The sequence below is a fragment of the Pyxidicoccus fallax genome, from assembly GCF_012933655.1.
In the GTDB taxonomy this organism is placed as follows: Bacteria; Myxococcota; Myxococcia; order Myxococcales; family Myxococcaceae; genus Myxococcus; species Myxococcus fallax.
The window spans coordinates 1-22,333 of sequence record NZ_JABBJJ010000213.1 but is presented as its reverse complement, the minus strand read 5'-3'; the positions used below and the strand labels follow the sequence as shown (position 1 = coordinate 22,333).

Here is a 22,333-nt window from a genome sequence, read left to right as displayed (position 1 = left end):
GCCCCACCCGGCGCTCGTCCCTCGGCCGCTCGGCCGCGATGGGACTGTGCGGTGGCCTCTTCCTGGGCGGGCTCGCCCTGCTGGCCAACGGCCTGAACTCCCTCTTCGGCGCCGTGGACTGCAAGGGCCTGTCCGGCCCCGAGTGCGAATTGCTCTCGCAGACCCTCCGAGAGGTGGGCCGCATGCAGACGCTCAGCGGCGGCGCGCTCACCGCCCTGGGCGCCGCGCTCGTCGTCCTCCTGCGCCCGAAGGCCCCCGAGCCACCCGAGGACACAGGCGCTCCCTGAACCCGCTCCGGCGCACCCTGGCGCGGGAATCACCCTCCCCTCCCCATGCCGCTGAACGGCCGGGCAGTCCTGCCAGGGGTAAGGTCATTTCGCGGCGCGAGGTAGGTCAGCTAATTAACTCTAGCCTTATCATTAGGTTTGGGGGTAGGAGACGGCCTTATGCAGCTCGAATCCTTGAAGATGTTCTGCGACGTGGTGGAGACGGGTTCGTTCTCTCGCGCGGCCCAGCTGAATCACGTGACCCAGTCCGCGGTGAGCCAGCAGATCCGCGCGCTGGAGAACCGATATGAGCAGAAGCTCCTGTCGCGCAGCGCCCGGCAGGTGACGCCGACGCCCGCGGGCGAGCGGCTGTTCCGGGGGTGCAAGGAGATCCTCGCCCGCTTCTCCGAGGTGGAGCAGGAGATTCGCGAGCAGGCGACCGAGGTGGCGGGCACCAGCACAGTGTCGACCATCTACTCGGTGGGTCTGCACGAGCTGAACACCGTGCAGAAGCAGCTCCTGAAGACGCACCCCAAGGTCAACATGCGCCTGAACTACCGGCGCAACGACCAGGTGTACGACGACGTGATTCTGGGCGCGGCGGAGATTGGCATCGTCGCCTACCCGCAGCCGCGCGCGGGCGTGGACATCCTCCCGTTCCGCGACGACAAGCTGGCCGTCGTCTGCGCGCCCAACCATCCCTTCGCCACCAAGCAGAAGGTGAGCCTCACCGCGCTGTCGGGCGTGCCCTTCATCGCCTTCGACCGCGAGGCGCCCACGCGCAAGGCGCTCGACAGGCTCTTCCGCGAGAAGAACATCGACATCAACCCGGTGATGGAGATGGACAACGTGGAGACCATCAAGCGGGCGGTGGAGATGGGCCTGGGCGTGGCCATCCTCCCCATGGCGACGGCGCAGGGCGAGGTGAAGGGCGGCTCGCTGGTGGCCAAGCCCTTCGCCGAGGGGCCCGTGTCGCGCCCCATCGGCCTGCTCATCCGCAAGGGCAAGTACCTGGACCGCGCGTCCGCGGCGGTGCTGGAGGCGTTCAAGGCCGCCGCCAACCTCCCGTCCACGGACGAGTCCTGAGCTTCACTCAGTAGAGCTTCCGGAGGCGCGCGGCGAAGAACCCGTCGAAGCCCTCCGGTCCCGGCAGCGTGCGCAGGTAGGCCTGCATCATCGGCAGATTGAGCCCCGGCAGCACCGGCGGCTCCGCCGTCCACTCGGGGTGGCTGCGCAGGAACATCTCCACCTGGTCCTGCGCCTCCTGGGGCTCCACCGTGCACACCGCGTACACGAGCAGCCCGCCGGGCGGCACCGCCTCCTGGCAGTTCTCCAGAATCTTCCGCTGGAGCAGCGCCAGCCGCGACAGGTCCTCCTCCTTGCGGCGGTAGCGCAGCTCCGGGTGGCGGCGCAGCGTGCCCAGCCCGGAGCACGGCGCGTCCACGAGGAAGGCGTGGAACTCGCCCCACTCTTCCGGAAAGGGCTCCGCGGCGTCGTGCGCGTAGGCCTTCAGCCGCTCGGACAAGCCCAGGCGCCTCGCCTCGGAGTCAATCTTGCGGAGCTTGTGGGCGTGCAGGTCCACCGCGACGACTTCGTGCTCCTGCGCGAGGTGGCAGGACTTGCCGCCCGGCGCGGCGCACGCGTCCAGCACGCGCGCCGTCTCGGGGATGGCGCCGTAGACGCCCACGAGCTGGGCGGCCTCGTCCTGCACCTGCCACAGCCCCTCCGCGTACCCGTACACGTCCTCCACGCGGCCCACGGGCGGCAGGATGATGCCCACCGGGGACACCGTGGTGGCCTTCGCCTCCACGCCGGCTTCCTGCAATTGGGCGAGCAGCGCGTCGCGCGTCACCTTCGCGGTGTTGGCGCGGATGACGACGGCCGGGGACTGGTTGTCCGCGACGAGCATGGCCTCGGCGCGCTCGCGGCCGAACTGGCGCAGCCAGCGCTCCACCAGCCAGCGCGGGTGGCTCTCGCGCACGGACAGGTGCTCCACGAGGTCCGACGCCGGGGGCAGCGGGGGCGCGGGCAGGTCCGCCAGCTTGCGGAGGATGGCGTTGGCGAAGCCGGCCGCGCGGGCGAGGCCCACCTCCTTCAGCGCCTGCACCGTCTCCGCCACCGCCGCGCGCGCGGGCACGCGGGTGTGGAAGATTTGATAGGCGCCGATGCGCAGGCCGGCCAGCACCTTGTCCTCCAGCGCGTCCAGCTTGCGGTCGGCGAAGCGGGCGATGGCGTAGTCCAGCGCGAGCTGCCGGCGCGTGGCGCCGTAGGCCAGCTCGGTGACGAGCGCCGCGTCGCGCGGGTCCTTCGGCGGTGACTCGGACAGCAGCGTGTCCAGCACCACGTTGAGGTACGCGTCGGTGGCGCGGACGCGCGCGAGGACATTGATGGCGAGTGCGCGCGCGTTCATTCGTCGAGCCGGGTCAGCATGTCCACGAGCTGCTCATCCGAGAGCCGCGACGCGGGAAGGGTGGAAAGGGTCAGCCCCTGGAGGCTCTCCTCAAGAAGCTCGCGGTGGCCGCTCTCGGCGGGAGCGCCGCGCTGCACCGCCTGCCACTGCGTGCGCGCCCAGGCGGCCAGCTCCGCGGGCGTCATGCGTCCGGCCAGCCGGTCCGAAATCTTGCGGCGCACCACCGCGCGCGTCAGCAGGTCCGCCGCGGGCGTGAGCGACTTCGAGCCCCGGCCCAGCGTCTTGCCGGAGCGGGCCTCCTCCTTCGTCTCCTTCTGGGCCGAAGCCTTGCGGCCGAGCGTCTTCGCGGCCCCACCCGCCTCCGCCGCGCGGGCCAGGGACTTCGCGGGCGTGGACTTCACCAGCGACAGGGTGGGCGCGGCGGGCTCGTCCTTCCCCCGGCCCAGCGACTTCGCGGGCGCGGGCTTGAGAGCGGGCTCGTCCTTGTCCTTCTTCCGGCCGAGCGACTTCTTCGGCCCCGCCGGCTCCGGCGTGAAGACGCCGCTGGCGAAGGTGTCCAGGGCCTGGAGGTACGGCTCGAAGCCGCCGTGGGTGCCGTGCACCTGGAGGACGCACGCCTCGCCCACCACGGACTCGCGGGCGGGAGGCTTGAGGAGGACTTCAATCGCGGGCAGGCCCACCGCCTCCAGCGCCTCCTTGAGCGGGTACGAGGCGAAGAGCCCCGCGGGGTTGATGAGGATGCCGTCCACCGCCTCGCGCTCGGCGGCGAGCGTGTCCAGCAGCACGCCCTCGTGGTTGGACTGCACCACCTTCAGCTCCAGTCCCAGCTCCTCCGCGCGCTCGTTCAGCGCGGCGTCCAGGTCCGACAGCCTCCCCCCGGAGGTGCCCTCGCGCACACCCAGCAGGTTGAGGTTCGGCCCGTGCAGCACCAGCAGTTTCATGCCCATCCCGATTCCACTCCCATGACTCTCAACACCGCCCGCCCTACTGCGCCGCGCCGAAAGGCTGGCTGCCCTTGGCCAGCTTGTGGCCCGACAGGAAGTCCGCCGCGCTCATCACCCGCTTGCCCTCCGGCTGGAGCTCCAGCAGCACGAGCGAGCCCTCGCCGCACGCCACCTCGATGCCATCCGCGTTCGCCGCCAGCACCATGCCCGGCGCGCCGGTGCTCCCGGCCACCCGCACCTTGTGCACCTTCAGCAGCTTGCCGCCCAGCGTGGTGAAGGCACCGGGCCACGGGGTGAAGGCGCGCAGGCGCCGCTCCAGCACCACCGCGGGCTTCGTGAAGTCCAGCCGTCCCTCGTCCTTCTCGATGATGGGCGCCAGCACCACGCCCTCGGTGGGCTGCGGCACGGGCTTCAATTCCCCGGCGAGGTACTTCGGCAGGGACTCGCGCAAGAGGTCGCCGCCGAGCGCGGACAGCTTCACGTGCAGGGACGCGCTCGTCTCGTCCGGGGCGATGGGCTGGCGCTTCATGGCCAGCATCGGCCCGGTGTCCAGGCCCTCGTCCATCACCATCAGCGTCACGCCCGTCTCCGTGTCGCCGTGGGCGATGGACCATTGAATCGGCGCGGCGCCCCGGAAGCGCGGCAGCAGCGAGGCGTGCACGTTGACGCAGCCCTTGGCCGGCAGCTCCAGGATGTCCTTGGGGAGGATGCGCCCGTACGCGGTGACGACACAGACGTCCGGGGCGAAGCGGCGCAGCTCCTCGGAGAACGGCGGCGTCTTCAGCTTCACCGGCTGCAGCACGGGCACGCCGCGCGACAAGGCCAGCTCCTTCACCGGCGGCGCGGCCAGCGCGTTGCCGCGGCCCTTGGGCTTGTCCGGCTGGGTGACGACGGCCACGACGTCGCCAATGTCGAAGCAGGCGGCGAGCGAGGACACGGCGAACTCCGGCGTGCCCATGAAGATGATGCGGGGTCGGCTCATAGGGGGTGCGCTTCTCCTGCGTCGGGCGACTCAGGCCACGGACTTGAAGGTGCCGCCGGTGGGATTGTCCACCGCCTGACGCTTGCGGGTGTGCAGGGCGTTCAGCGTCTCCAGCGCGGCGCGGGACTCGGGGGTGGTGGCCACGCCCTTGAGCGCCTCCATCGCGGACTCCAGGGCGTGGGCCTCCTCGGCCTCGCGCTGGCGAATGCGCTCGAAGGCCTCGCTGAAGCGCTCGAAGAAGCGCTTCAACTCGTCCTTCTTGCGCAGGGGCCGAAGCCGCGGGTAGCGCCCGGCGGCCAGGGCGGCGACGTAGAGGCTCATCACGTGGACGGGGCCCGCCACCCGGTGCGTGAAGAGCAGGCCGAACAGCCCCAGCGCCAGGGCGGCGCCCAGGGTGGCCAGGCCCGTCAGCCACAGGAGCGACTCGCCGCCGTCCGCCCCGGTGGCCACCGCGGACACGTGGATGCGGTGCGCCAGGATGCCAAAGACAAGGATGCTGCCCGCGCCGATGCCGGCCAGCAGCACGATGTATTTGAGCTGGAACTCTCGGTCGAGGATGTAAGTCCGCCTGCCGTAGGAGGGCCGCGTCACCTTCTGAATGTCATCGGACATGTCGTTGACCAGCGTACCCCAGGAGACGTGGGTGGTTTGCTTCCTTCGTTGAAGGAGGTTTACACGGAAGACACGACAAACCCGCAGACGCAAAAGGAGACCGCATGTACCGCTCTCTCGCAGCGTTGTGTGCCGCACTCACGTTGATGTCCCAGGCCGGGTGTAAGGGCGATTCGACGACTCCGGAGTACTGGGAGTCGAGCATCCAGCAGTCCCGCCGGGCGGAGGACCGGATCCGCATGGTGGAGGCGCTGCGCACGTCGGGGAAGATGAATGAGTCCTTCCTGCCGATGCTGCACGAGAAGCTCTCCTCGGAGAAGAAGCCCGAGGTGAAGGCGGCGCTGGCCCGGGCCCTGGGGGACCTGAAGCACCCGTCCTCGGTGGAGCCCCTGAAGGCGGCGCTGGACCCGGCGGCGGCGGACATGTCCTCGCAGCTGGCCAACAAGGCCATGGTGACGACGCTGGGGGCCATTGGCGACGTGCGCGCGGTGCCCGCGCTGGTCCCGCTACTGCGCGCGAGGGACAACTACACGCGGATTGAAGCCGTGCAGGTGCTGGGGGCGATGAAGGCGAAGGAGGCGGTGGAGCCGCTCATCGCGCTGGCCACGGACGACAACGTGGAGCCGTTCCTCAACAAGAAGGCGATTGAGGCGCTGGGCAACATCGGCGACCCGCGCGCGGCGCCGGCGCTGGTGCGGATGCTGACGAAGGAGCGCAAGGGCAAGTCGTTCTATGTGGAAAGCTCGTTCGCGCTGTTCCAGCTGGGCTCGCCCGCGGCGGACGCGCTGCTGCCCGCGCTGGAGGGCAAGGACGAGGAGCTCTTGAAGTGGGCGAAGTCCAACGGCGTCAACCCGGCCAGCTACACGATGAAGGCGGCCACGGTGCTGGGCGACCTGCGCGAGAAGCGCGCGGTGGGGGCGCTGTTGAAGCAGCTGTCCTTCACGCACTCGGACGCGCAGATTCAGGCGCTCGTGCGGATGCAGGCCGCGGACGCGCTGGCGCGCATGCGCGCGACGGAGGCGGTGAAGCCGCTGGCGGGGCTGGTGATGGAGACGGACTTCACGGTGCGCGAGGCCTACGTGCGCGCGCTGGCGCGGCTGGGCGGGCGTGACGCGCTGCCGGGGCTGGAGAAGGCGGCGGCGACGGGCGACTGGTACTCGCGCGAGCTGGCGGTGAAGGGCCTGGTCATGCTGGGCGACGGCCGCGAGGTCCCCCTGCTGCAGAAGCTGGCGACGGCCGAGCCGGCGAAGACGGCGGCGGACTGCAAGGCGTCTGGAGAGGAAGGCTGTGAGGACGCGGCGAAGCTGGGCAAGCAGCGGGCGGACACCATCGCGAAGCACGCGAAGCTGCTGACGGTGGCGCAGGAGTGCGCGAGCAACGCGGGCTGCTGGGTGCAGAAGATGGACAAGGCGGACCCGCTGCTCCTGGAGCGCGCGGCGCTGGAGGTGGGGCGCACGGGCACGGCGGAGCACGCCGGGGCGCTGGCCGCGAAGACGGGCGAGCGGAACACCGAGGCGCGCATGGCCGTCATCCTCGGCCTGGGCTGGCTGATGGACGGCTCGCAGGACACGGCGAAGAAGGTGCGCGAGGCGTCGCTGCCCGCGCTCCGCAAGCAGCTCCAGGATGAGCAGGGGATGACCCAGTTCGCCAGCGTGAACGAGGACCTGCGCCGGCTGGTGATGCGCATCGACCGCACCTGAAGGCGCGGGTGACGGGGGCTCCGCCGGAGGATGCGGGCCGGCGGAGTTTGAAGCACGAGCGACGTGGGAGGCCTTCCGCCCCGCTGCCCCAGCCTGGGCGCGGGGCGATGTGGCCACCGTGAGCGGCGCCGTTCCCGCCACCGGCGCCACGGGATACGTCGGTGCTACCCGCGCGGCTGCTCCGGCGCGGGCGCGGCGCACTTGCGCTGGTACTCCTCCAGCGTGCGCGTGAAGCGCTCCCGCTCCGGGGCGGGCCACTCGGCGGGGAGCCTCTCCACGGCGCGGCGCTGCTCGGCGAGCGCCTGCTCGCACTGCCCGGTGGCGACCCGCACGGCCGCGGAGGTCTCCAGGACATAGGCGTTGTCGGGCGACTCGCTCAGCGACTGCCTCGCCAGCGGCGCGGCCTCGGCGTGACGACCCGCCTGCACGTGGAGCCAGGCCAGCTCGTTGGCGGACCACCAGTACATTGGCGCGAGCTTGTGGAGCGCACTCAGGGACTGGGCGAACGCGGGCTCCTCCGGGGCATACCGCGCGAGGAGGTTCGCGAGGTGGGCCCAGGCCGGCGGGCTCTTGGGGAACTGCTTCGTCCTGGCCACGGCCCACTGGAGGAGCTGCGCGGGCGTGAGCTCCTCCGGCGTGGTGGCGTTATTGAAGTTGACGGTGAACGTGTATGCGACCGGGACGGAATGCCCCGCCAGCCTCGCGGGCTGGAACTGGACCTGGGACGTGTACGCGAGCACGGCATCCGTGAGCCCATGAGGGCCTGTCTCGAGCGGGTTGCAGTCCCGCATCCGGCCATCCGTTCCGAGCTGGCAGCGGATGACGACGGTGGCAATGACCCTCTGCTGCGCGGCCTCCTTCGGGAACTCCGGTTGCGTCTTCGTGATTCTCACGGGGCGCTCGAACTTCTCGCGCAAGAAGGCGCAGGCCTCCGAAAGCCCCGCGTCACAGGCGGCGCCGAGGTCGTTCGACGCCTGGCGGATCGCCTCCATGTCGGGCTTTCCGCTCAAGACGTGGACGGCCTCGTCGAAGACGGCGCGGGCCTGGGCGGGCTCCACGACGGTCGTGGGCTCATCGACGGCCCTGGACTCCGGCAGCGTCCCACCCGCGGACTCCGGCAGGTTCCGCTCGTACAGGTTCAGGGCCATGGACAGGCGCGCATGGCTGGCGGGCAGCGTCGGCGGCGGCACGCGCGGCTGTGACTGCGATTGCGTGTGGCCGCACCCGGCGGTGAGCCCCAGGAGCGAGGAAAGGGCGACGGCGTGTCTGAGCGTCATGGGCCCACAGCCTACGCGAGGGTTTGGACGTGGGAGCAAAGTCATTCACGCGAGCAACGTTTGTGGCATGCGCGCCGCCGCGTGGTGCAGCACGGAGAGCTGGCGGACCAGGTGCTCCACCTGGGTGCGGGCCAGGGCATCCGTCGCCGGGTCCGGCGCATGGAGAGGCAGCGGAGCCGGAGCGCGCCGCTGCTCCACCGCCCTGGCCACCTCGTCCAGCACATCCCCCGCGTAGCGCGCCACGGGCGTCAGGTCCGGAGCGCCGGGGCCTCGCCGGCTCGAAGCCAACGCCGTCACCGCCGAGGTCAGCCGCCGCGCGTACGTGAGCAGTGCCATCACCGGTTCGAGTTGCGGGGCGGGGCCGCGCCACTCGGAGAGCAGCCGCTGGAAGGACGCCTCCGCGGCGAGCAGCGCGAGGCCCAGCTTCCGCCGCGCCTCACGGACGGTGGGCTCGGCCTCGGAGCGGGCGGCGGCCACCTGGTAGAGGTAGTCGCGGTCCGCCCGGAGCGCGGAGGCCACCTGCTCCGGGAAGCGCAGGTGCTCCGGACTGGGCCACAGCAGCCGCGCCCCGATGAGCGCCAGCACACCGCCGAGCAGCGTGTTGACGATGCGCACTCCGGCGAGGCTCCAGTCTCCTGTTTGGAGCTCCGCCAGCAACACGAGCGCGGGGGTGAGCAGCACCTGGAAGGCGGGCAGGCTGATGGGTTGCACGCTCATGGCCACGGCGAACAGCACCATGATGGCCACGAGGATGACGATGGGGTCCCTCACCAGGGCGACGAGCCCCGCGGCGAGGGCCGCGCCGAGGAAGGTGCCCGCCACGCGCTGGAGGCTCCGCTGGAAGGTGAGCCCCGAGTACGGCTGGAGGACGATGATGACGGTGATGATGACCCAGTAGCCGTGGTTGAGCCCGAGCCCCCGCACGATTGCCGTGGCCAGCGCGGCGGAGACACCGAGCCGCAGCGCATGGCGGAAGATGACCGAATGCGGGTTGAGGTTCTCCCGCAGGGGCTCCAGCAGCGAGCGCGCGGGAGCGGCCTCGGAGCGGGGGGCCAGCGGAAGCTCCGTTGGCACCGGCTTGCCATCCTCCAGCCGCGCGGCGACTTCGATGAGCGCGTGAGAGTATTCATGCAGCCGCCGCAGCAGTGCCTCCGCATGGGCATACGCGGCGCGGGCCGGGTCCGGCACGGGGGACTCGGCCTGGAGCGCCTCCAGGGCCTTGCGGACGCGCTCCGGTCCACAGGCCTGTCGCGCGGTCACGTCCGTTCCCTTCTCGAGCGCGCGGGCGATGCCCCGAGCATCCGTGGCCAGCTCCGCGAGGGCCCGCTGCACCTCGGCGCGCAGGGCGTGGTAGCGCCTGTCCCGGGGCGCGAGCTCCAGCGTCTCCGTCAGGGCGATGAGCATGGGCATCAGCGCGTCGGCGCCCTCGCGGAGGACGAGCAGGTGCTCTCCCCTTCCGCTCTCACCCACGCGGCCCCGGCGGGTGGAAGCGAGGGCCGCGCTGGCGGCCTCCAGGGACTGACGCATCCGTGGCTCCCAGGGCACGGCGGGCACCGCGGGCGCGAGCGTCGCGGGACCTTCGAGGGGCCAGCGGCCCATCTCGTCGGCGCGGTCCGCGAGCACGTCGAAGCAGCGGGCGACGGCGATGCGCGCGGGGCGATAGGGGCGCAGAGGCCACAGGAGCAGCGCGAGCAACATGGCCCAGATGCCGCCCACGACGAACAGCCCGGAGCGGATGAGGGCCTCGGTGAAGTCGTGCGCGGGGAGCGCGAGGGACACCACGGAGTAGTTGGCGACGACCACGCCCATGAAGCCGGGCGTGTCACCGTAGGAGCGGGCGAAGCCGCACGCCGTCACCCAGCACAACGTGAGGGCGATGGCGGCCCAGGCGGGCAGGTGCGCGGCGGAGAGGAGCCCCACCACCGCGCCGAGCAGCGTCATGGCGCCCATGGAGCGCGCGCGGTCGTGATAGGGGCCGCCCCGGTCCACGAGGGTGACGAAGAGTCCGGCCATGCCCACCCAGGTGGCCGCGGGCAGGTGCAGCGCGGCGGCGGCGGCCATGGGGACACCGACGGCGAGGGCCGCGCGCAGGCCGGCGCCGATGGCCGGGCGCGCGGGCTCCACATGGAGGAAGGACTGGAGGTGTCTCCGCAGGGGACTCATGGGGCGGTGGAGTCACCCGTCCATTCGATGACGCCGGGCCCGGCGGCGGCCCGGAAGCAGTCGGAGAACCAGGCCGATGCCAGACGCGCGGCGGCGGCGAGAGGAGCGTCCTCGGGGAAGCCGCGCGTAGCGCCCTCGATGAGCTGAAGGGCCTTGCGGTACTTCAACGCATCGAAGACGCGGCGGTTGAGCGCGACGCGGTCGGCGTCCTCGGCGGCGGCGAGGAGCAGCGTGGGGGCGCGTACGTCATGGAGGAACTCGCCGGCCATGTCGGGCCGTCCGCCGAGGGTGACGACGGCCTGGACGCCGCGAGGCTGGTGCGCGGCGGCCACGAGCGCGGCGGCGGCGCCGAGGCCGGAGCCGAGATAGCCGACGGGGAGCAGGGACAGGATGTCATCGCGCTGGAGCCAGTCGCGGGCGACCTCGAGCCGATGGGCGACGAGCTCGACGTTGGAGCCCTCGCGCAGGGTCCACTCCTGGGCCAGCTCTTCCTCGGCCGTGCGCAACTCGAGGTGCAGTGTGGCGAGGCCGGCGTCGTGGAGGACGCGGGTGACGTGTTCGAGCCGGCGGCCGTCCTGCCCGGCGCCATCGGTGGCGAGCACCACGAGACCGGAGGCCCGCTCGGGCACGGTGAGACGGCCGCCGAGGAGACGGCCCGCGACAGCGATTTCCACGTCACGGTCGTGTACGCGCATCGACACTCCTCCCGACGCGGGCACCCCGCGTGCCCCGATGAAGGTGGTGTTCCCAAGCGCGTCTGGCCGCGCCACCCTCCCCGGGTGCAAGGGGAGCGTGCAACCGTGCGCCACGGTGGGCTCCCGCTGCCTTCTCCTGCGGTTCTGACGAGCAGGGAACCCGGCGGCCATACGAGCAGGCGTGTGGCTGGAGGAGCCCCACCGCTGGGACAGGTGCCGTGGACTCACGGCGTGTCCATTGGCTTGCAGAGGGTCCTCTCCAGGTCACCGCCCATGCTCTCTCTTTACTGGCTCGCGCCATCCCGGCCATGGTCGCTGTTGTCGCCTCCGACGGGGCTCTCCGCGCCGCCGTCACCTGAACTCCAGGCCATCAATGCAGAGCGGTTACGGGAGGACCTGAGCGCGGTGAACGGGCTCGCCGCGACGTCCGTGCTGAGCATCGCCACGGGAGCGGTGGGAGCGCTCCGGGCGAAGGGCGCACGCTCCCGCGCGTTCCATGTGACGACGGTGGGAGTCCACCTGTTCGTCCTCGGCACTGCGGTGGTGGGCCGCGCGGCCATCGAGCTTCAGGACCCGGCGACACTGGGCACGGAGGACAGCGTTCAACGCGGGGCGCGGCTCCTGCGCTTGCTGGGCGCTGGTATCGCCTCGGACGTGGGCGCGATGCTCGCGGGGGCACTCGCGCTCAAGGCCTCGAAGCGAAGGGACGGGACGCTCGCGGGAGCCGGCACGTCCCTGCTCCTGCACGGCGCCATGCTCCTGCTCGTCGATACGGCGCTGTTCCTGCGCAATGCCTTCCACCAGCGGCAGGTGGTCCAGAGCGTGGCGGGCTCGTCTTGAAGCGCTGCCCCCGGGGCAGACAGTGAGTGGGTCATTCGGAGCCCCCGCGAACGCACTTTGGGGCACGTCTCAACCCGGGGCGTGGGGCTATGCTGTGGTCCCAGGGCCCGGCCGCCGCGGAGACTGAATCGGTGGCGTGGGCTCCGGACTGCCCCATGGCGCTTCTCCCGCTGTCGCTGCTGCTGAGCACACTGACCCTCACCACTCCTCCCGCTGGCGAGTCCTCACCGCCAGCTCCTCGCGGTCGGGAGTCGGAGCCCTTCGCCCTGACCCTCAGCGGCGGCGTGAGCCTGGGCGCCTATGAAGGCGGGCTCTCGTGGGCGCTGGTGCGCTACCTCCGGGAGATTGAAAAGGACGCACAGGTAGACCTCTCGGAGCGCCATCCGCAGCTCGTGACGGTGACAGGCGCCTCGGCTGGCAGCATCAACGCCCTGCTGGTCGCGCTCGCGTGGTGCACGGAGGAGTCCTACCAGGGCAGCATCGACCACAATGACTTCCGGAGCACGTGGGCCGGAGTGGGCCTCGATGAGCTCCTGCCCTCGTCCCACGGGGGCCCATTCTCCTCCTTCGAGCCTCGTTACGATTCAACGGACGGGCTGTTCACCCGCCGGGCGTTCGAGTCTGTCATTGCGTCGTTCCGCGCAAGACTGGACTGGCGGCGTTCCCGCCACGAGAAGGAGAAGCCGTACTTCCGCTACCCCTGTGAGGTTCCCCTGGGCATCACCGTCACACGGGCCGTGCCCGAGACGGTGGAGGAAGCGGGGCTGCGAATCCCTCGCCAGCGCTTCAGCATCCTGTGGAAGCTGGAGACCGACTCCAACGGGCGCGCGCACATCCGCAACCAGTTCCTGCCTGGGGACGGCTCGAGTGATGCCCTGGTGTACCTCACCGAGAGTCCGGTGTACGCCACCGCGTCACCGCCGCGCTCCTCGACACGGCGGCGCTCCTCGTCGGCTTTCCAGGTGGAGCTGCGGAAGCCCTCCTCCGTGGAGGCCGAGGCCGTCATCAAGGCCATCGAGGCCTCCAGCGCGTTCCCGTTTGCCTTTGGCCCGGTGCGCCTGTCGTATTGCGCGCCGAGCTGCTCGAACGGCGCTCCCCCATCCTCCTCGATGCTCTCGGATCCGTACTGTCAGGCGATTGCTGACGGCCTCCAGCAGGCCGCGCCCGAGGGAGCCCGTGTCCCCCCGCTCCAGGTGTGCAGGCAGGAGTTCTTCGATGGAGGCGTCTTCGACAACACCCCGGTGGGAACGGCGCTGCGGCAAGCGGAGCAATTCCTCACGAAGCACCCCGTCAGCGCTCCCAATCCGCTGCGCCCGCTCACCTATCTCTTCGTGGATCCGGACTTCCGGCGGCTGCCCGCCTCGCCCTCCGGCGTCAAGGGCAAGGAGGTTCCGGATCTCCTCAACCAGCTCGAGTTCATCAGCAGCGCCATTGGCACCGCGCGAAGCTTCGAGCTGCACAACGCCATCCAGAACAAGGGCTGGAACCAGACGCTGCGCAGCCATGCCCGTGGTACCGCGGCCTGGCTGTTCCAGCTCGCCCAGTTCGTGGGAAGCCCCTCTCACCTGGCGGCGCCCACGGGTGAGGCTCGTGGCGCGTATGGGCGGCGGCTCGCCGGGTGCCTGAAGGAGTCACCCGTCGGCCCTTCGCTGAATGCGTGCCTGCGGGCACTCGACCAGACCCGTGGCGAAGACACGGAACCGGTCCTCTTCTCCACGCTGGTCGACATCGCCAGGCGCACCCACGCCGGACTCGTGGACAGCGGCGCCACGTGTGACAGGGATACTCCCCTGCTGGAGGGGGAGGCGCGGACCGTCGCTCGGCGCCTGGAGCTGGCGGCGCTCGCCCAGGGCTTCCTGGCCGAGGAACTGAACCGCTCCGACTACGGGCGTGCCACCTCGCGGGAGCTGGATGAGTTGCGCCAATCCCTGCTCGCGGTCACCAGTACGCTGCGCCGTGTCCTCGACTGCGCTGGCGACCTGGGGAGGACCCAGGGCTCGCGAAGCACCGGGAAGCCGCTCTCGGTCCTGTCGCTGGAAGAGTCGCTACCCACGTTGGAGAAGGAGGCGGAAGCGCTCACGCACCTGACGCGGGACCGCTCGATGATTGTCTCCAGCCGCTTCTCCCCGCTCGCGTCCTCCCAGCTCCGCAACTTCGGTGCGTTCCTCGATGAGCCGCTCCGGATGACGGACTACTACATCGGCATCTACGAGGCGGCCCACCAACTGGCGGAGAACTTCTGTGCCGAGCAGGACCCGTACAACACGGTGGTTTGGGAGGAAGGGCGCCGCCTCCAGGGCACGCTCGACCTGAAGGAGGAGTCCCTGCAGCACTGCATCGGCGAGAAGCTGGAGTTCATCACCGGCAAGCTGGACGTGGCGCGGTCCGGTCCCGCCTCCCACGTCTTCGAGACGCTGGCGAAGCTGGAGCTTCGGGCCGCGCTCGGAGATGAAGGCCAGCAACGCGTCCTCGCGAGCCCGCAGTGGAAGTGGCTGTCCACCTTCCCTCCCTTCCCCAAGCACCGGGTCCTGCTGGATGACACCATCACGGTCTCCCAGGTGCTCAGGGTGCTGACGTCGAAGGAGACCTTCTGCCAGGACCCCTTCTCGCGTGGCCGCTGCTTCGAAGACCTGGACCTGGAGGAGCTCAGCCAGGGGCTGGCCCGTGAGGGCTATGCGCCACGCAGTGAGTCGATGCGCCTCTTCCTGGCCGACCCCATGCGCTGGAAGCTGGAGCTCGCGATGCGGAGCATGAGCCGCATCTCCGCCATCCACGGAGAGGCCCATCCGAACTCGGAGTTCGTCCCGGCCCTGAACGCCGGCCGGTTGTTGATGACGCGCCAGGCGGGCCTGCGCGAGGCGCTGCGCATCAATGCGTCCTCCGTGCCGCTGGGCCAGACGCCCCTCGGCACGTCGGTGGTGACGCCGTGGCTCTTCACCCTGGTGCCCTACCGCGCCTCCATCGACGTGGCGCACCGGGGGTTGATGTTGAGCTGGTTCGAGCCCGTGGTGCGTCCCACCGACCGCCTCACCGGGCGACTGGGCCTCAACCCCCTCGAGCTCCGCTGGAAGGACTCGGTCCTGCCCTACGTCTCCAGCAGCGTCACGCCGAGCATGGCCTACGCGGTGTCCTCGCTCGCCTCGGTAGGGGCCGGGCCGACCGTGGAGGCACGCTGGCGCGAGCAGGGGCGCGAGCAGTGGGCGCTCGGAGGGGAGGTGTATGCCGACTTCGCCCAGGAACGCATCCGGCTGGGCCTGGGCTTTCGCGACACGCCAGGAACCCCGTGGGCGGGGCTGGTGTACCTGAGCTTCGCGGACCTCAACGGGATGCTCTTCTGGATGACCCGGTGACGCCCTGCCTCACCCGACCTCGCGCTCCGGCACCAGCTCCTCGGCGTCGTTCTCCGCCTCGGCGTTGCCGTCATCCTGGAACGAGCTGGGCAACAAGCTGAACGGCAGCACCTTCGCCAGCGCTGCGAGCAACAAAATGCCCCCGGGCGCCGCGAAGATGGCGAGCGCCGGAATCGCCTTCGCCACGTCGATGAGCTGCGCCTTCATGCGCTTGCGCTCCTCGCCCGTGAGCTTCTGTCCGCGCGCCGCCTTCGTCAGCAGCACGGCCAGGTCGCCCGTCTCGCGGACCTCCTGCATGAGCCGGTGGAAGTTCTTCTCCAGCGTCTCCTGCATCCCGGCCACCATGTCCTCGCCCATGGCGCCCGCCGCGTCCGACACCGTGAAGACATCCACGATGGACCGGTGCCGCGCGTAGAACTCGGCCATCTCCAGTTCCAGCCGGTGCAGCTCCTCATTGGGCACATGGAGCGCATCCGCCAGCTCGCCGATGAAGACCCGCTCCCTGCGCGTGCGTCGCCCGTCCACCAGCGCCGCCAGCAGCGTCTGCTCCAGCAGGAAGTGCCGCATGTCCACGCTGCGCACCTGCCGCACCACATCGCGCACGGAGCGCCGACGCTCGAAGGACTGCTTCACCGCCACCTTCAGCTCCGACTCCATGGCGTCCGGCAGCCGCAGGTCCTCCACCTGCTTCAAAATCGCCCGCCGGGCGGGCAGCGCGGGCAGCCGGTCCACGCAGGCCAGCGCCGTCAGCACGTCCACCAGCAGCGCCTTCTGCTTCGCCGCGAAGTCCAGCCGCCGCTGCGCCTGCTCGCGCTGGAACCGCCCGCTCGCGAAGTAATCAATCGCCTGCCGGCAGAACAGCTGCGCGTCCGCGTACTGGGCGCCGTTGTGCAGCACCAGCCCGTACACCGGGTCGCCCGCCAGCGTCGGCTCGCGCTTGCGCAGCGCCGCCTCCACCTTCCCCACCAGCCGCTTCGAAATCCCCTCCCCCGCCGCCAGCCGCGTCCCCAGCGCATCCGCCAGGTCCAGCTCCCCGCAGAGCACCGCGAACAGCAGCAACAGCTGCTCCCGCCGAGGCCCCTCCGGCGCGCCCACCAGGTGCGCCAAATCCAGCGCCAGCCGCGTCAGCGTCTTCACCACCGCCCGGAAGAGCTGCTCCTCCAACGCCCGCGCCTCGAACTCCGTGGGCGGCGCCGCATCCACCGGAGCGGGTACATCCGCCGGAGTCCCATACAGGAGCCCACTGGCGCGCAACGTGCGACGCAGATACGCGCGGGCCCGAGCCCGGCCGGACGCCAGCGGCGCGGCGGTCGGCTCCAGCGAGGGCGCGCTCGCGGAGGCAATCGCCTCGTCCACGAGGGGGACGAGCCATCCCGCCTTGCTGAAGTCCAACACCGGAGCACCCCTCGAACCGCCGCCGGAATGCCCGGAGCAGTGGAAGCCGATGTAACCCAGCCGCCCTCCGGTTTCCACCCGACCTCCGACTCCGCGTTTCCCCCCGGTCAACGGGCCCGCTCCCACCGCCCGCGGGCCCGTGGACCTGGGGAAATGGCCTACAGGGCGGTGGGCTTTCCAATCTCGAAGTCCACCACCTTCGCCGGGCCGCGCAGCTTCTTCAGCTCACCCCGCAGTGCGTCGGGGTTGCCCTGGAGCAGCGGGAAGGTGCCGTAGTGCATGGGCACCACGCTCTGCACCTTCAGCAGCCGCGCCGCCTGGGCGGCCTCGGCCGGACCCATGGTGAAGTGACCCCCGATGGGCAGCATGGCCACGGTGGGCTTGAACTGGGTGGCGATCAGCGACATGCCCTCGAAGGGGCCGGTGTCACCCGCGTGGTACAGGGTGGGGCCGCCGTCGATGGCCACCACGTAGCCCAGCGCCGAGCCCGCGTACTGCGCCGGCGCCTTCGGGTCCGCCTGGTAGCTGCTGGAGTGCACCGCCTCCACCAGGTGGATGGTGGCGTCCTTCACCTTGAAGGTGCCTCCCACATTGCCACCCACCGCCTGGGCCTCCGGCAGGCCGAGCAGGTTGATGAGCTCGAACGAGCCGAACACCTTCGCGCCCGTCTTCTGGGCCAGGGCCTTCGCCTCACCCACATGGTCGAAGTGTCCGTGGGTCAGCAGGATGGCGTCCAGGGCCTCCGGCTGGGCGGCGCCCTGGGGGGCCTTCGGGTTGGTCAGCCACGGGTCGATGGCAATCGTCGCCCCGCCCGGGGTGCGCACCACGAACGCCGCGTGCCCCCACCACGTCACCTCCGTCTTCCCCTTCGCCGCCGCCGGGGCCTTCGCGCCCGCCGCGGGCTTCCCCTGCGCCGGAGTGCCCTGGGCGGCCGGGGTGCCCTGCGCCCCCGCCGTCCCGGCGATGGCCACCAGCGCTCCCGCCAACACTGCCACGAGCTTCGTCCGCATACGTGTTCCGCTCCTGTGCTCGAAAGATTGTGGGGCCGCCGCTTGTCATTCCCCGGGCTGCCAATCAAGGGCCTGGAGCACCTGCCTGCTCCGGGGCGGACAGATGCCCGAGCCCCTTTTCCGTCTCAAGCTCGATTCCGCCGTCGAGATGGGGGGTACACGGACGTGCGGGCGTCGGGTCTCCCGCGCGTGTTGGAGGTTCCTTCCCCGCCCGGGGTGGACGCTGCGCTAACGTCCCCGCCGCCGTGGACCATCGATTCCAAGTCAGCCTCCGTGGGGTCATCGACCTCCTGTCGCACCACCTGTACAGCTCGCCCGGGGTGTACGTGCGCGAGCTGCTCCAGAACGCCACGGACGCCATCCGCGCCCGCCAGCTGCTGGAGCCCGGCCACACCGGCACCGTGCGGCTGGAGCTGATGGAGAAGCAGGACGGCAGCCCGCCCACCCTCCTCTTCAGTGACGACGGCGTGGGGCTGACGGAGGAGGAGATCCACCGCTTCCTCGCCACCATCGGCGAGTCCTCCAAGCGCGAGGTACTCGCCGCCCGCCGCAACGACTTCATCGGCCAGTTCGGCATCGGCCTCCTGTCCTGCTTCATGGTGTGCGACGAGCTGCTGGTGGTGACGCGCTCGGCGCGCGGGGACGGGCGGACGCTGGAGTGGCGCGGCCGGCACGACGGCACCTACGCCGTGCGGGAGTCCGAGCACCCGCTCGACCGGCCGGGCACCCAGGTGTTCCTCATGTCCCGCCCGGACACGACGGAGTGGTTCACCCCCGAGCGCCTGCGGCACCTGGCCCGGCACTACGGCGGCCTGCTCCCCTTCCCCGTCCAGCTCACCGCGGGGGGCCGCACCGAGCGCCTCAACCCGGACGGCCCGCCCTGGCGCCACGAGTACGAGAGCGTCTCCGAGCGGCGCAAGGCGCTGCTGGCCTACGGGCGCGACGTGTTCGGCACGGACTTCATCGACTGCATCCCCCTGCGCTCCACGGCGGGTGACGTGGACGGGGTGGCCTTCGTGCTGCCGGCGTCGCCGCACTTCAACGCGCGGCAGAAGCACCGCGTGTACCTCAAGCACATGCTGCTGTCGGAGAGCGCGGAGAACCTGCTGCCCGAGTGGGCCTTCTTCGTGAAGTGCGTCGTCAACGCCAATGCCTTGCGCCCCACCGCCAGCCGCGAGTCCTTCTACGAGGACGAGTCCCTGGCCCTGGCGCGTGAGGCGCTGGGCCAGTGTCTGCGCAAGTACCTCGTGGAGCTGGCGCACGAGGACCCGCGCGCGCTGCAGCGATTGATTGCCCTGCACGGGCTGAGCGTGAAGGCGCTGGCTCTGGACGACGACGACTTCTACCGGCTCGTCGTCAACTGGCTCCCGTTCGAGACGTCGCTGGGCGTGATGACGCTGGCGGACTACCGGCGCGCGCACCCGGTGGTGCGCTACACGCCCACGCTGGACGGCTTCCGTCAGGTGGCGCGGGTGGCGGGGGCGCAGGGGCTGTGCATCATCAACGCGGCGTACACGCACGACGCGGCGCTCCTGGAGAAGCTGCCGCAGGTGGTACCGGACGCGCAGGTGGAGCGCTTCTCCGCGGCGGACCTGCCGCAGAGCTTCGAGGAGCTGACGCTCGACGAGCGCGAGGCCGTCTTCCCGCTGGTGCGCATGGCGGAGCGGGTGCTGGCGCCGTTCCGCTGCGGGGTGGTGGTGAAGAAGTTCTTCCCGGCGGAGGTGCCCACGCTCTACAGCGCGGACGCGGAGGGCACCTTCCGGCGTGACGCGGAGCGCGCGCGGGACGAGTCCGACGACCTCTACGCCGGAGTGCTGGAGGGGATGATGGCGGCGGCCGGCGGCGACCAGGCGCAGCTGTGCTTCAACCTGCACAACCCGGTGGTGCGCCGGCTGGCGGCGGTGGCGGACCGGGAATTGCTGAAGCTGTCGGTGGAGATGCTCTACGTGCAGGCGCTGCTGTTGGGTCACCATCCGCTGAACGCGCAGGAGATGGCGTTGTTGAACCAGGGGCTGCTGGGCCTCATCTCCGCGCAGCTCGGCGACGGCGGCGGTGAGGGGAACGAGGGCGGCGGCGGTTCCGGCTCCAGGGGGTTCCACTGATGTCCGACTGGCGCGAGCAGGCGCAGCAGCTCTGGGAGCGGGCGGACGGACTGGAGCCGGGCGAGGCCAAGGTCCGGCTCCTGGAGGAAGCGGTGCGGCTGGCGGATGCGCACTCGGACACCAGCATGGGCTACATGCTGCGCGACGCGCTCATCGACGCGGCGACCTTCGGCGGCTTCCCGGACAAGGCGCTGGTGGCCTTCGCGTGGTGCCGGGGACAGCAGAAGAAGGACCCGAAGCGCTTCGACCCGGAGGGGATGCTCTGGAAGCAGAAGTGGGTGGTGGGGCGCATCAAGGAGTTCCCTCACATCACCCGCAAGCAGATTTCCGACGCGCTGAACGACATGGAGCAGTGCTTCGCGGCGGCGGACGCGGGGCGGCGCTCGGTGCTGAAGCTGCGCTACGGCGCGGCGCGGGAGATGGGCGACACCGCCGAGGCCGAGCGCCTGTGGGCCGCGTGGCTGGAGACGCCGAGGGACCACCTCACGGACTGCCGCGCCTGCGAGCTGGATGACGAGCTGGACCACCACGTCGACCGCGGCGAGTGGGAGCTGGCGCTGCGCAAGGCGCGGCCGATACTGGAGGGCCGGCAGGGCTGCGCGGAGATTCCGCACCTCACCTACGGCACCCTGCTGTACCCGCTCTTCAAGCTGGACGACTTGAAGCAGGCGCGGGAGCTGCACCGGCGCGGCTACCCCATGGTGGCGAAGAACCGCGAGTTCCTCGCCACGGTGGGCGAGCACCTGGAGTTCCTCGCGCTGACGGACAACCTGTCGCGCGGACTGACGCTGCTGGAGAAGCACCTGGGCTGGGCGCTGGAGCACCCGAGCTATCGAGACAGGTTCACCTTCTACACGGCGGCCGCGTTCCTGCTGGAGCGGGTGCTCGCCGAGGGCGGCCGCGATGTGGTGAGCCTGCGCCTGCCGAAGTCCTTCCCCGACTACCGCGCCGACTGCGGCTACGAGGTGAAGACGCTGCACACGTGGGTGCACGGGCAGGCCAGCGACATCGCGGCCCGTTTCGACAGGCGGAACGGCACGGACCGCTTCGCGCGGCTGCTGGCGCGCAATCAGGTGCTGGCGAGCGAGGTGCGGCCGTTCACCATTGATTCAACTCAGTAACGAGTGCACGTCGGTGGACAGAGTCGCTGGTTTTTACAGCCTCCATCTGTTCATCACCCGCACGGATACGTGAAACCCGCAATAACCAGAATAGGCTGACCAAGCCTATTTCGTGGGCGCGTCCGCGGTGGACGTCCCCGAGGGCCAGTCGCAATGACTGCTCATCGGGGTTGATGAAACACTCCCCTGGAGCATCCATGAGCCTCGCAAAGAATGTCGCCCTCGTCGTCCTTGCCGCGAGCCTGACCGCGTGTGGTGGCGCGGAGCTGGAGCCAACCGAGACGCCCGAGCCGGTCACCCCCCCGGCCGGAGAGCAGCCCGTCGATGGCACGGGTGACGACGGCACCGTGAGCGCCGCCGCCATCTGCAGAGGCTGGGAAAACGGCGGCGATTACTGCCTCGTCGATTGCGGCGACGGCTCCAGCGCCTGGCACGTCGTCGGGCACTATACGTCCATCCCGTATGGCGACTGTGTCGAGGCGGGCCGGAGCTTCTGCCTTGCCTACGGCTGGAGCCGCCTCGGGTCCTGCTGGGGGTACTGAGCGACTTCAGGTGTCCTGAGTCCTGAAACCCATCGCCGGGCCCGGAAGCGCATCCCGGGCTCGGCAACCCTTCCCGCGAGTGCTCAGCGCTTGGGATTGCGGAAGGGGTTGTTGAACGACTCGGGGGACTTCTGGTCACCCGAGCCAGGGAGACGTGGCCCTGCTGCCCGCACCGGCTCCGGGAGCCCCTCCCGGGCCGGAGGACACCTCGCCCTCCGGCCGTGGCTCGCGCGGTGTCAGCGCTCGTCACCCGGCCTGGAGCGCGCGACGGCGCCACATGAGCGCCAGCCATCCGATGAGTCCGAGGAAGGCGCTCGAACCGGAGCCGCCGCCCTGACAGCCGCAGGACTGCGTGTCATTCCCCTCACCTTGTCCCGGAGCCTGAGTCCCCGCGTCCACCGTGCTGGTTCCTCCGTCACCAGCGCCACCATCCGCCGTACCGCCGTCGGCTCCAGGACCCGCGTCGACGCCGCTGCCGCCATCGACGCCACTGCCACCATCGGCGCCGCGAGCCTGGACGGTGATGGTGAAGCCGCACTCGCTGGTCAGGCCGGCCGCGTCACTCGCGAGGATGCGCACGAAGTGCTCGCCGGCCGGGAGCACCGTGCCCGGTGCCACCGTGCTCGTCCAGGTGGGCGCGGGGTCGATGGCGTCACTCACGGTGACCGAGAAGTTCGCCGGCCCTCCCTGAACCACGGTGAACGGAGCCGGGCAGGTCACCGAGGGCGCCGCCGTGTCGCGCTGGATGACGACCTCCGCGCTCGCGGCTCCGCCGAGCGAGTACGCGGTGCACGTGAAGGCCTGCCCCCGGGTGTCCGTCCGGACGGTGCCTCCCGCGCAGCCCGGAGAGCTGCTCACCGGCCCCGTGCCGGGGTGCCCCAGCTCGAACGCCACCGAGACGTCCCCCACGTACCAGTTCCCCTC

At 70.7% G+C, this 22,333-nt stretch carries 18 protein-coding genes; 8 read left to right on the top strand and 10 right to left on the bottom strand.

Translation table 11 applies throughout. The annotated features are described in order from the left end of the window. Nucleotides 1–287, top strand: a 287-nt coding sequence (locus tag HG543_RS34460) for a hypothetical protein (protein ID WP_169349159.1), incomplete at its 5' end; no start/stop codon positions are given. Nucleotides 288–446: 159 nt separating this feature from the next. Then, complete coding sequence (locus tag HG543_RS34455) at nt 447–1,352, top strand: LysR family transcriptional regulator (protein ID WP_169349158.1); 906 nt, start codon at nt 447–449, stop codon at nt 1,350–1,352. A gap of 7 nt (nt 1,353–1,359) precedes the next feature. On the opposite strand, the gene rsmB is transcribed toward HG543_RS34455, so the two are convergent. From rsmB to HG543_RS34435, 4 genes are read right to left on the bottom strand one after another with little or no spacing between them, the layout of a single operon-like run. Further along, on the bottom strand, nt 1,360–2,676 hold the full coding sequence (gene rsmB, locus HG543_RS34450) for a 16S rRNA (cytosine(967)-C(5))-methyltransferase RsmB (RefSeq protein ID WP_169349157.1): 1,317 nt from the start codon (nt 2,674–2,676) through the stop codon (nt 1,360–1,362). Continuing rightward, the gene (locus tag HG543_RS34445; RefSeq protein WP_169349162.1) at nt 2,673–3,617 is read right to left on the bottom strand and encodes a type II 3-dehydroquinate dehydratase; all 945 of its coding nucleotides are present in this window, start codon (nt 3,615–3,617) and stop codon (nt 2,673–2,675) included. Before HG543_RS34445 ends, rsmB begins: the two co-directional genes overlap by 4 nt. Before the next feature lie 43 nt (nt 3,618–3,660). Then, the gene (gene fmt / locus HG543_RS34440) at nt 3,661–4,602 is read right to left on the bottom strand and encodes a methionyl-tRNA formyltransferase (RefSeq protein WP_169349156.1); all 942 of its coding nucleotides are present in this window, start codon (nt 4,600–4,602) and stop codon (nt 3,661–3,663) included. A 30-nt stretch (nt 4,603–4,632) separates the two neighbouring features. Continuing rightward, complete coding sequence (locus HG543_RS34435; RefSeq protein ID WP_169349155.1) at nt 4,633–5,214, bottom strand: signal protein; 582 nt, start codon at nt 5,212–5,214, stop codon at nt 4,633–4,635. A 104-nt stretch (nt 5,215–5,318) separates the two neighbouring features. Between HG543_RS34435 and HG543_RS34430 the strand changes: the two genes are divergently transcribed. Then, on the top strand, nt 5,319–6,914 hold the full coding sequence (locus HG543_RS34430; RefSeq protein ID WP_169349154.1) for a HEAT repeat domain-containing protein: 1,596 nt from the start codon (nt 5,319–5,321) through the stop codon (nt 6,912–6,914). A gap of 164 nt (nt 6,915–7,078) precedes the next feature. Here the strand turns inward: HG543_RS34430 and HG543_RS34425 are convergent, their stop codons facing one another. The 3 genes from HG543_RS34425 to HG543_RS34415 are packed head-to-tail and all read right to left on the bottom strand — an operon-like array spanning nt 7,079 to nt 11,049. Then, complete coding sequence (locus HG543_RS34425; RefSeq protein ID WP_169349153.1) at nt 7,079–8,191, bottom strand: energy transducer TonB; 1,113 nt, start codon at nt 8,189–8,191, stop codon at nt 7,079–7,081. A gap of 45 nt (nt 8,192–8,236) precedes the next feature. Continuing rightward, nucleotides 8,237–10,354: an FUSC family protein gene (locus HG543_RS34420; RefSeq protein ID WP_169349152.1), complete on the bottom strand. Its 2,118-nt coding sequence runs from the start codon at nt 10,352–10,354 to the stop codon at nt 8,237–8,239. Then, nucleotides 10,351–11,049: a dienelactone hydrolase family protein gene (locus HG543_RS34415; RefSeq protein ID WP_169349151.1), complete on the bottom strand. Its 699-nt coding sequence runs from the start codon at nt 11,047–11,049 to the stop codon at nt 10,351–10,353. The genes HG543_RS34420 and HG543_RS34415 overlap by 4 nt, the downstream gene beginning before the upstream one ends. A gap of 273 nt (nt 11,050–11,322) precedes the next feature. Between HG543_RS34415 and HG543_RS34410 the strand changes: the two genes are divergently transcribed. Both HG543_RS34410 and HG543_RS34405 read left to right on the top strand, forming a co-directional pair. Continuing rightward, nucleotides 11,323–11,889: a DUF6992 family protein gene (locus HG543_RS34410; protein ID WP_169349150.1), complete on the top strand. Its 567-nt coding sequence runs from the start codon at nt 11,323–11,325 to the stop codon at nt 11,887–11,889. A gap of 155 nt (nt 11,890–12,044) precedes the next feature. Next, nucleotides 12,045–15,239, top strand: coding sequence for a patatin-like phospholipase family protein (locus HG543_RS34405; protein ID WP_169349149.1), 3,195 nt, complete (start codon nt 12,045–12,047; stop codon nt 15,237–15,239). Between the two features lie 9 nt (nt 15,240–15,248). On the opposite strand, the gene HG543_RS34400 is transcribed toward HG543_RS34405, so the two are convergent. Beyond that, nucleotides 15,249–16,634, bottom strand: a complete 1,386-nt coding sequence (locus tag HG543_RS34400) for a hypothetical protein (protein WP_343073513.1) — start codon at nt 16,632–16,634, stop codon at nt 15,249–15,251. A 158-nt stretch (nt 16,635–16,792) separates the two neighbouring features. After that, complete coding sequence (locus tag HG543_RS34395) at nt 16,793–17,644, bottom strand: metal-dependent hydrolase (protein ID WP_169349148.1); 852 nt, start codon at nt 17,642–17,644, stop codon at nt 16,793–16,795. A gap of 245 nt (nt 17,645–17,889) precedes the next feature. On the opposite strand from HG543_RS34395, the gene HG543_RS34390 reads away from it, so the two are divergent. From HG543_RS34390 to HG543_RS34380, 3 genes are all read left to right on the top strand, one after another. After that, entirely contained in the window at nt 17,890–19,746 is a 1,857-nt protein-coding gene (locus HG543_RS34390; protein WP_169349147.1) for an HSP90 family protein, read from the top strand. Next, nucleotides 19,743–20,867, top strand: coding sequence for a hypothetical protein (locus HG543_RS34385; RefSeq protein ID WP_169349160.1), 1,125 nt, complete (start codon nt 19,743–19,745; stop codon nt 20,865–20,867). Before HG543_RS34390 ends, HG543_RS34385 begins: the two co-directional genes overlap by 4 nt. 197 nt (nt 20,868–21,064) lie before the next feature. Beyond that, nucleotides 21,065–21,409 carry a hypothetical protein gene (locus HG543_RS34380; protein WP_169349146.1) on the top strand — a complete coding sequence of 115 codons (345 nt, stop codon included), beginning with the start codon at nt 21,065–21,067 and terminating at the stop codon, nt 21,407–21,409. A 246-nt stretch (nt 21,410–21,655) separates the two neighbouring features. Here the strand turns inward: HG543_RS34380 and HG543_RS34375 are convergent. Then, a partial coding sequence (locus tag HG543_RS34375) for an HYR domain-containing protein (protein ID WP_169349145.1) occupies nt 21,656–22,333 on the bottom strand: 678 nt, incomplete at its 5' end.

Bases quoted from the DNA above. Each gene is read 5' to 3' on its own strand.
- HG543_RS34430 (WP_169349154.1), top strand. From the start codon at position 5,319: ATGTACCGCTCTCTCGCAGCGTTGTGTGCCGCACTCACGTTGATGTCC.
- HG543_RS34420 (WP_169349152.1), bottom strand. From the start codon at position 10,354: ATGAGTCCCCTGCGGAGACACCTCCAGTCCTTCCTCCATGTGGAGCCC.
- HG543_RS34435 (WP_169349155.1), bottom strand. From the start codon at position 5,214: ATGTCCGATGACATTCAGAAGGTGACGCGGCCCTCCTACGGCAGGCGG.
- HG543_RS34415 (WP_169349151.1), bottom strand. From the start codon at position 11,049: ATGCGCGTACACGACCGTGACGTGGAAATCGCTGTCGCGGGCCGTCTC.
- rsmB (WP_169349157.1), bottom strand. From the start codon at position 2,676: ATGAACGCGCGCGCACTCGCCATCAATGTCCTCGCGCGCGTCCGCGCC.
- fmt (WP_169349156.1), bottom strand. From the start codon at position 4,602: ATGAGCCGACCCCGCATCATCTTCATGGGCACGCCGGAGTTCGCCGTG.
- HG543_RS34445 (WP_169349162.1), bottom strand. From the start codon at position 3,617: ATGAAACTGCTGGTGCTGCACGGGCCGAACCTCAACCTGCTGGGTGTG.
- HG543_RS34455 (WP_169349158.1), top strand. From the start codon at position 447: ATGCAGCTCGAATCCTTGAAGATGTTCTGCGACGTGGTGGAGACGGGT.
- HG543_RS34405 (WP_169349149.1), top strand. From the start codon at position 12,045: ATGGCGCTTCTCCCGCTGTCGCTGCTGCTGAGCACACTGACCCTCACC.
- HG543_RS34410 (WP_169349150.1), top strand. From the start codon at position 11,323: ATGCTCTCTCTTTACTGGCTCGCGCCATCCCGGCCATGGTCGCTGTTG.
- HG543_RS34425 (WP_169349153.1), bottom strand. From the start codon at position 8,191: ATGACGCTCAGACACGCCGTCGCCCTTTCCTCGCTCCTGGGGCTCACC.
- HG543_RS34380 (WP_169349146.1), top strand. From the start codon at position 21,065: ATGAGCCTCGCAAAGAATGTCGCCCTCGTCGTCCTTGCCGCGAGCCTG.
- HG543_RS34395 (WP_169349148.1), bottom strand. From the start codon at position 17,644: ATGCGGACGAAGCTCGTGGCAGTGTTGGCGGGAGCGCTGGTGGCCATC.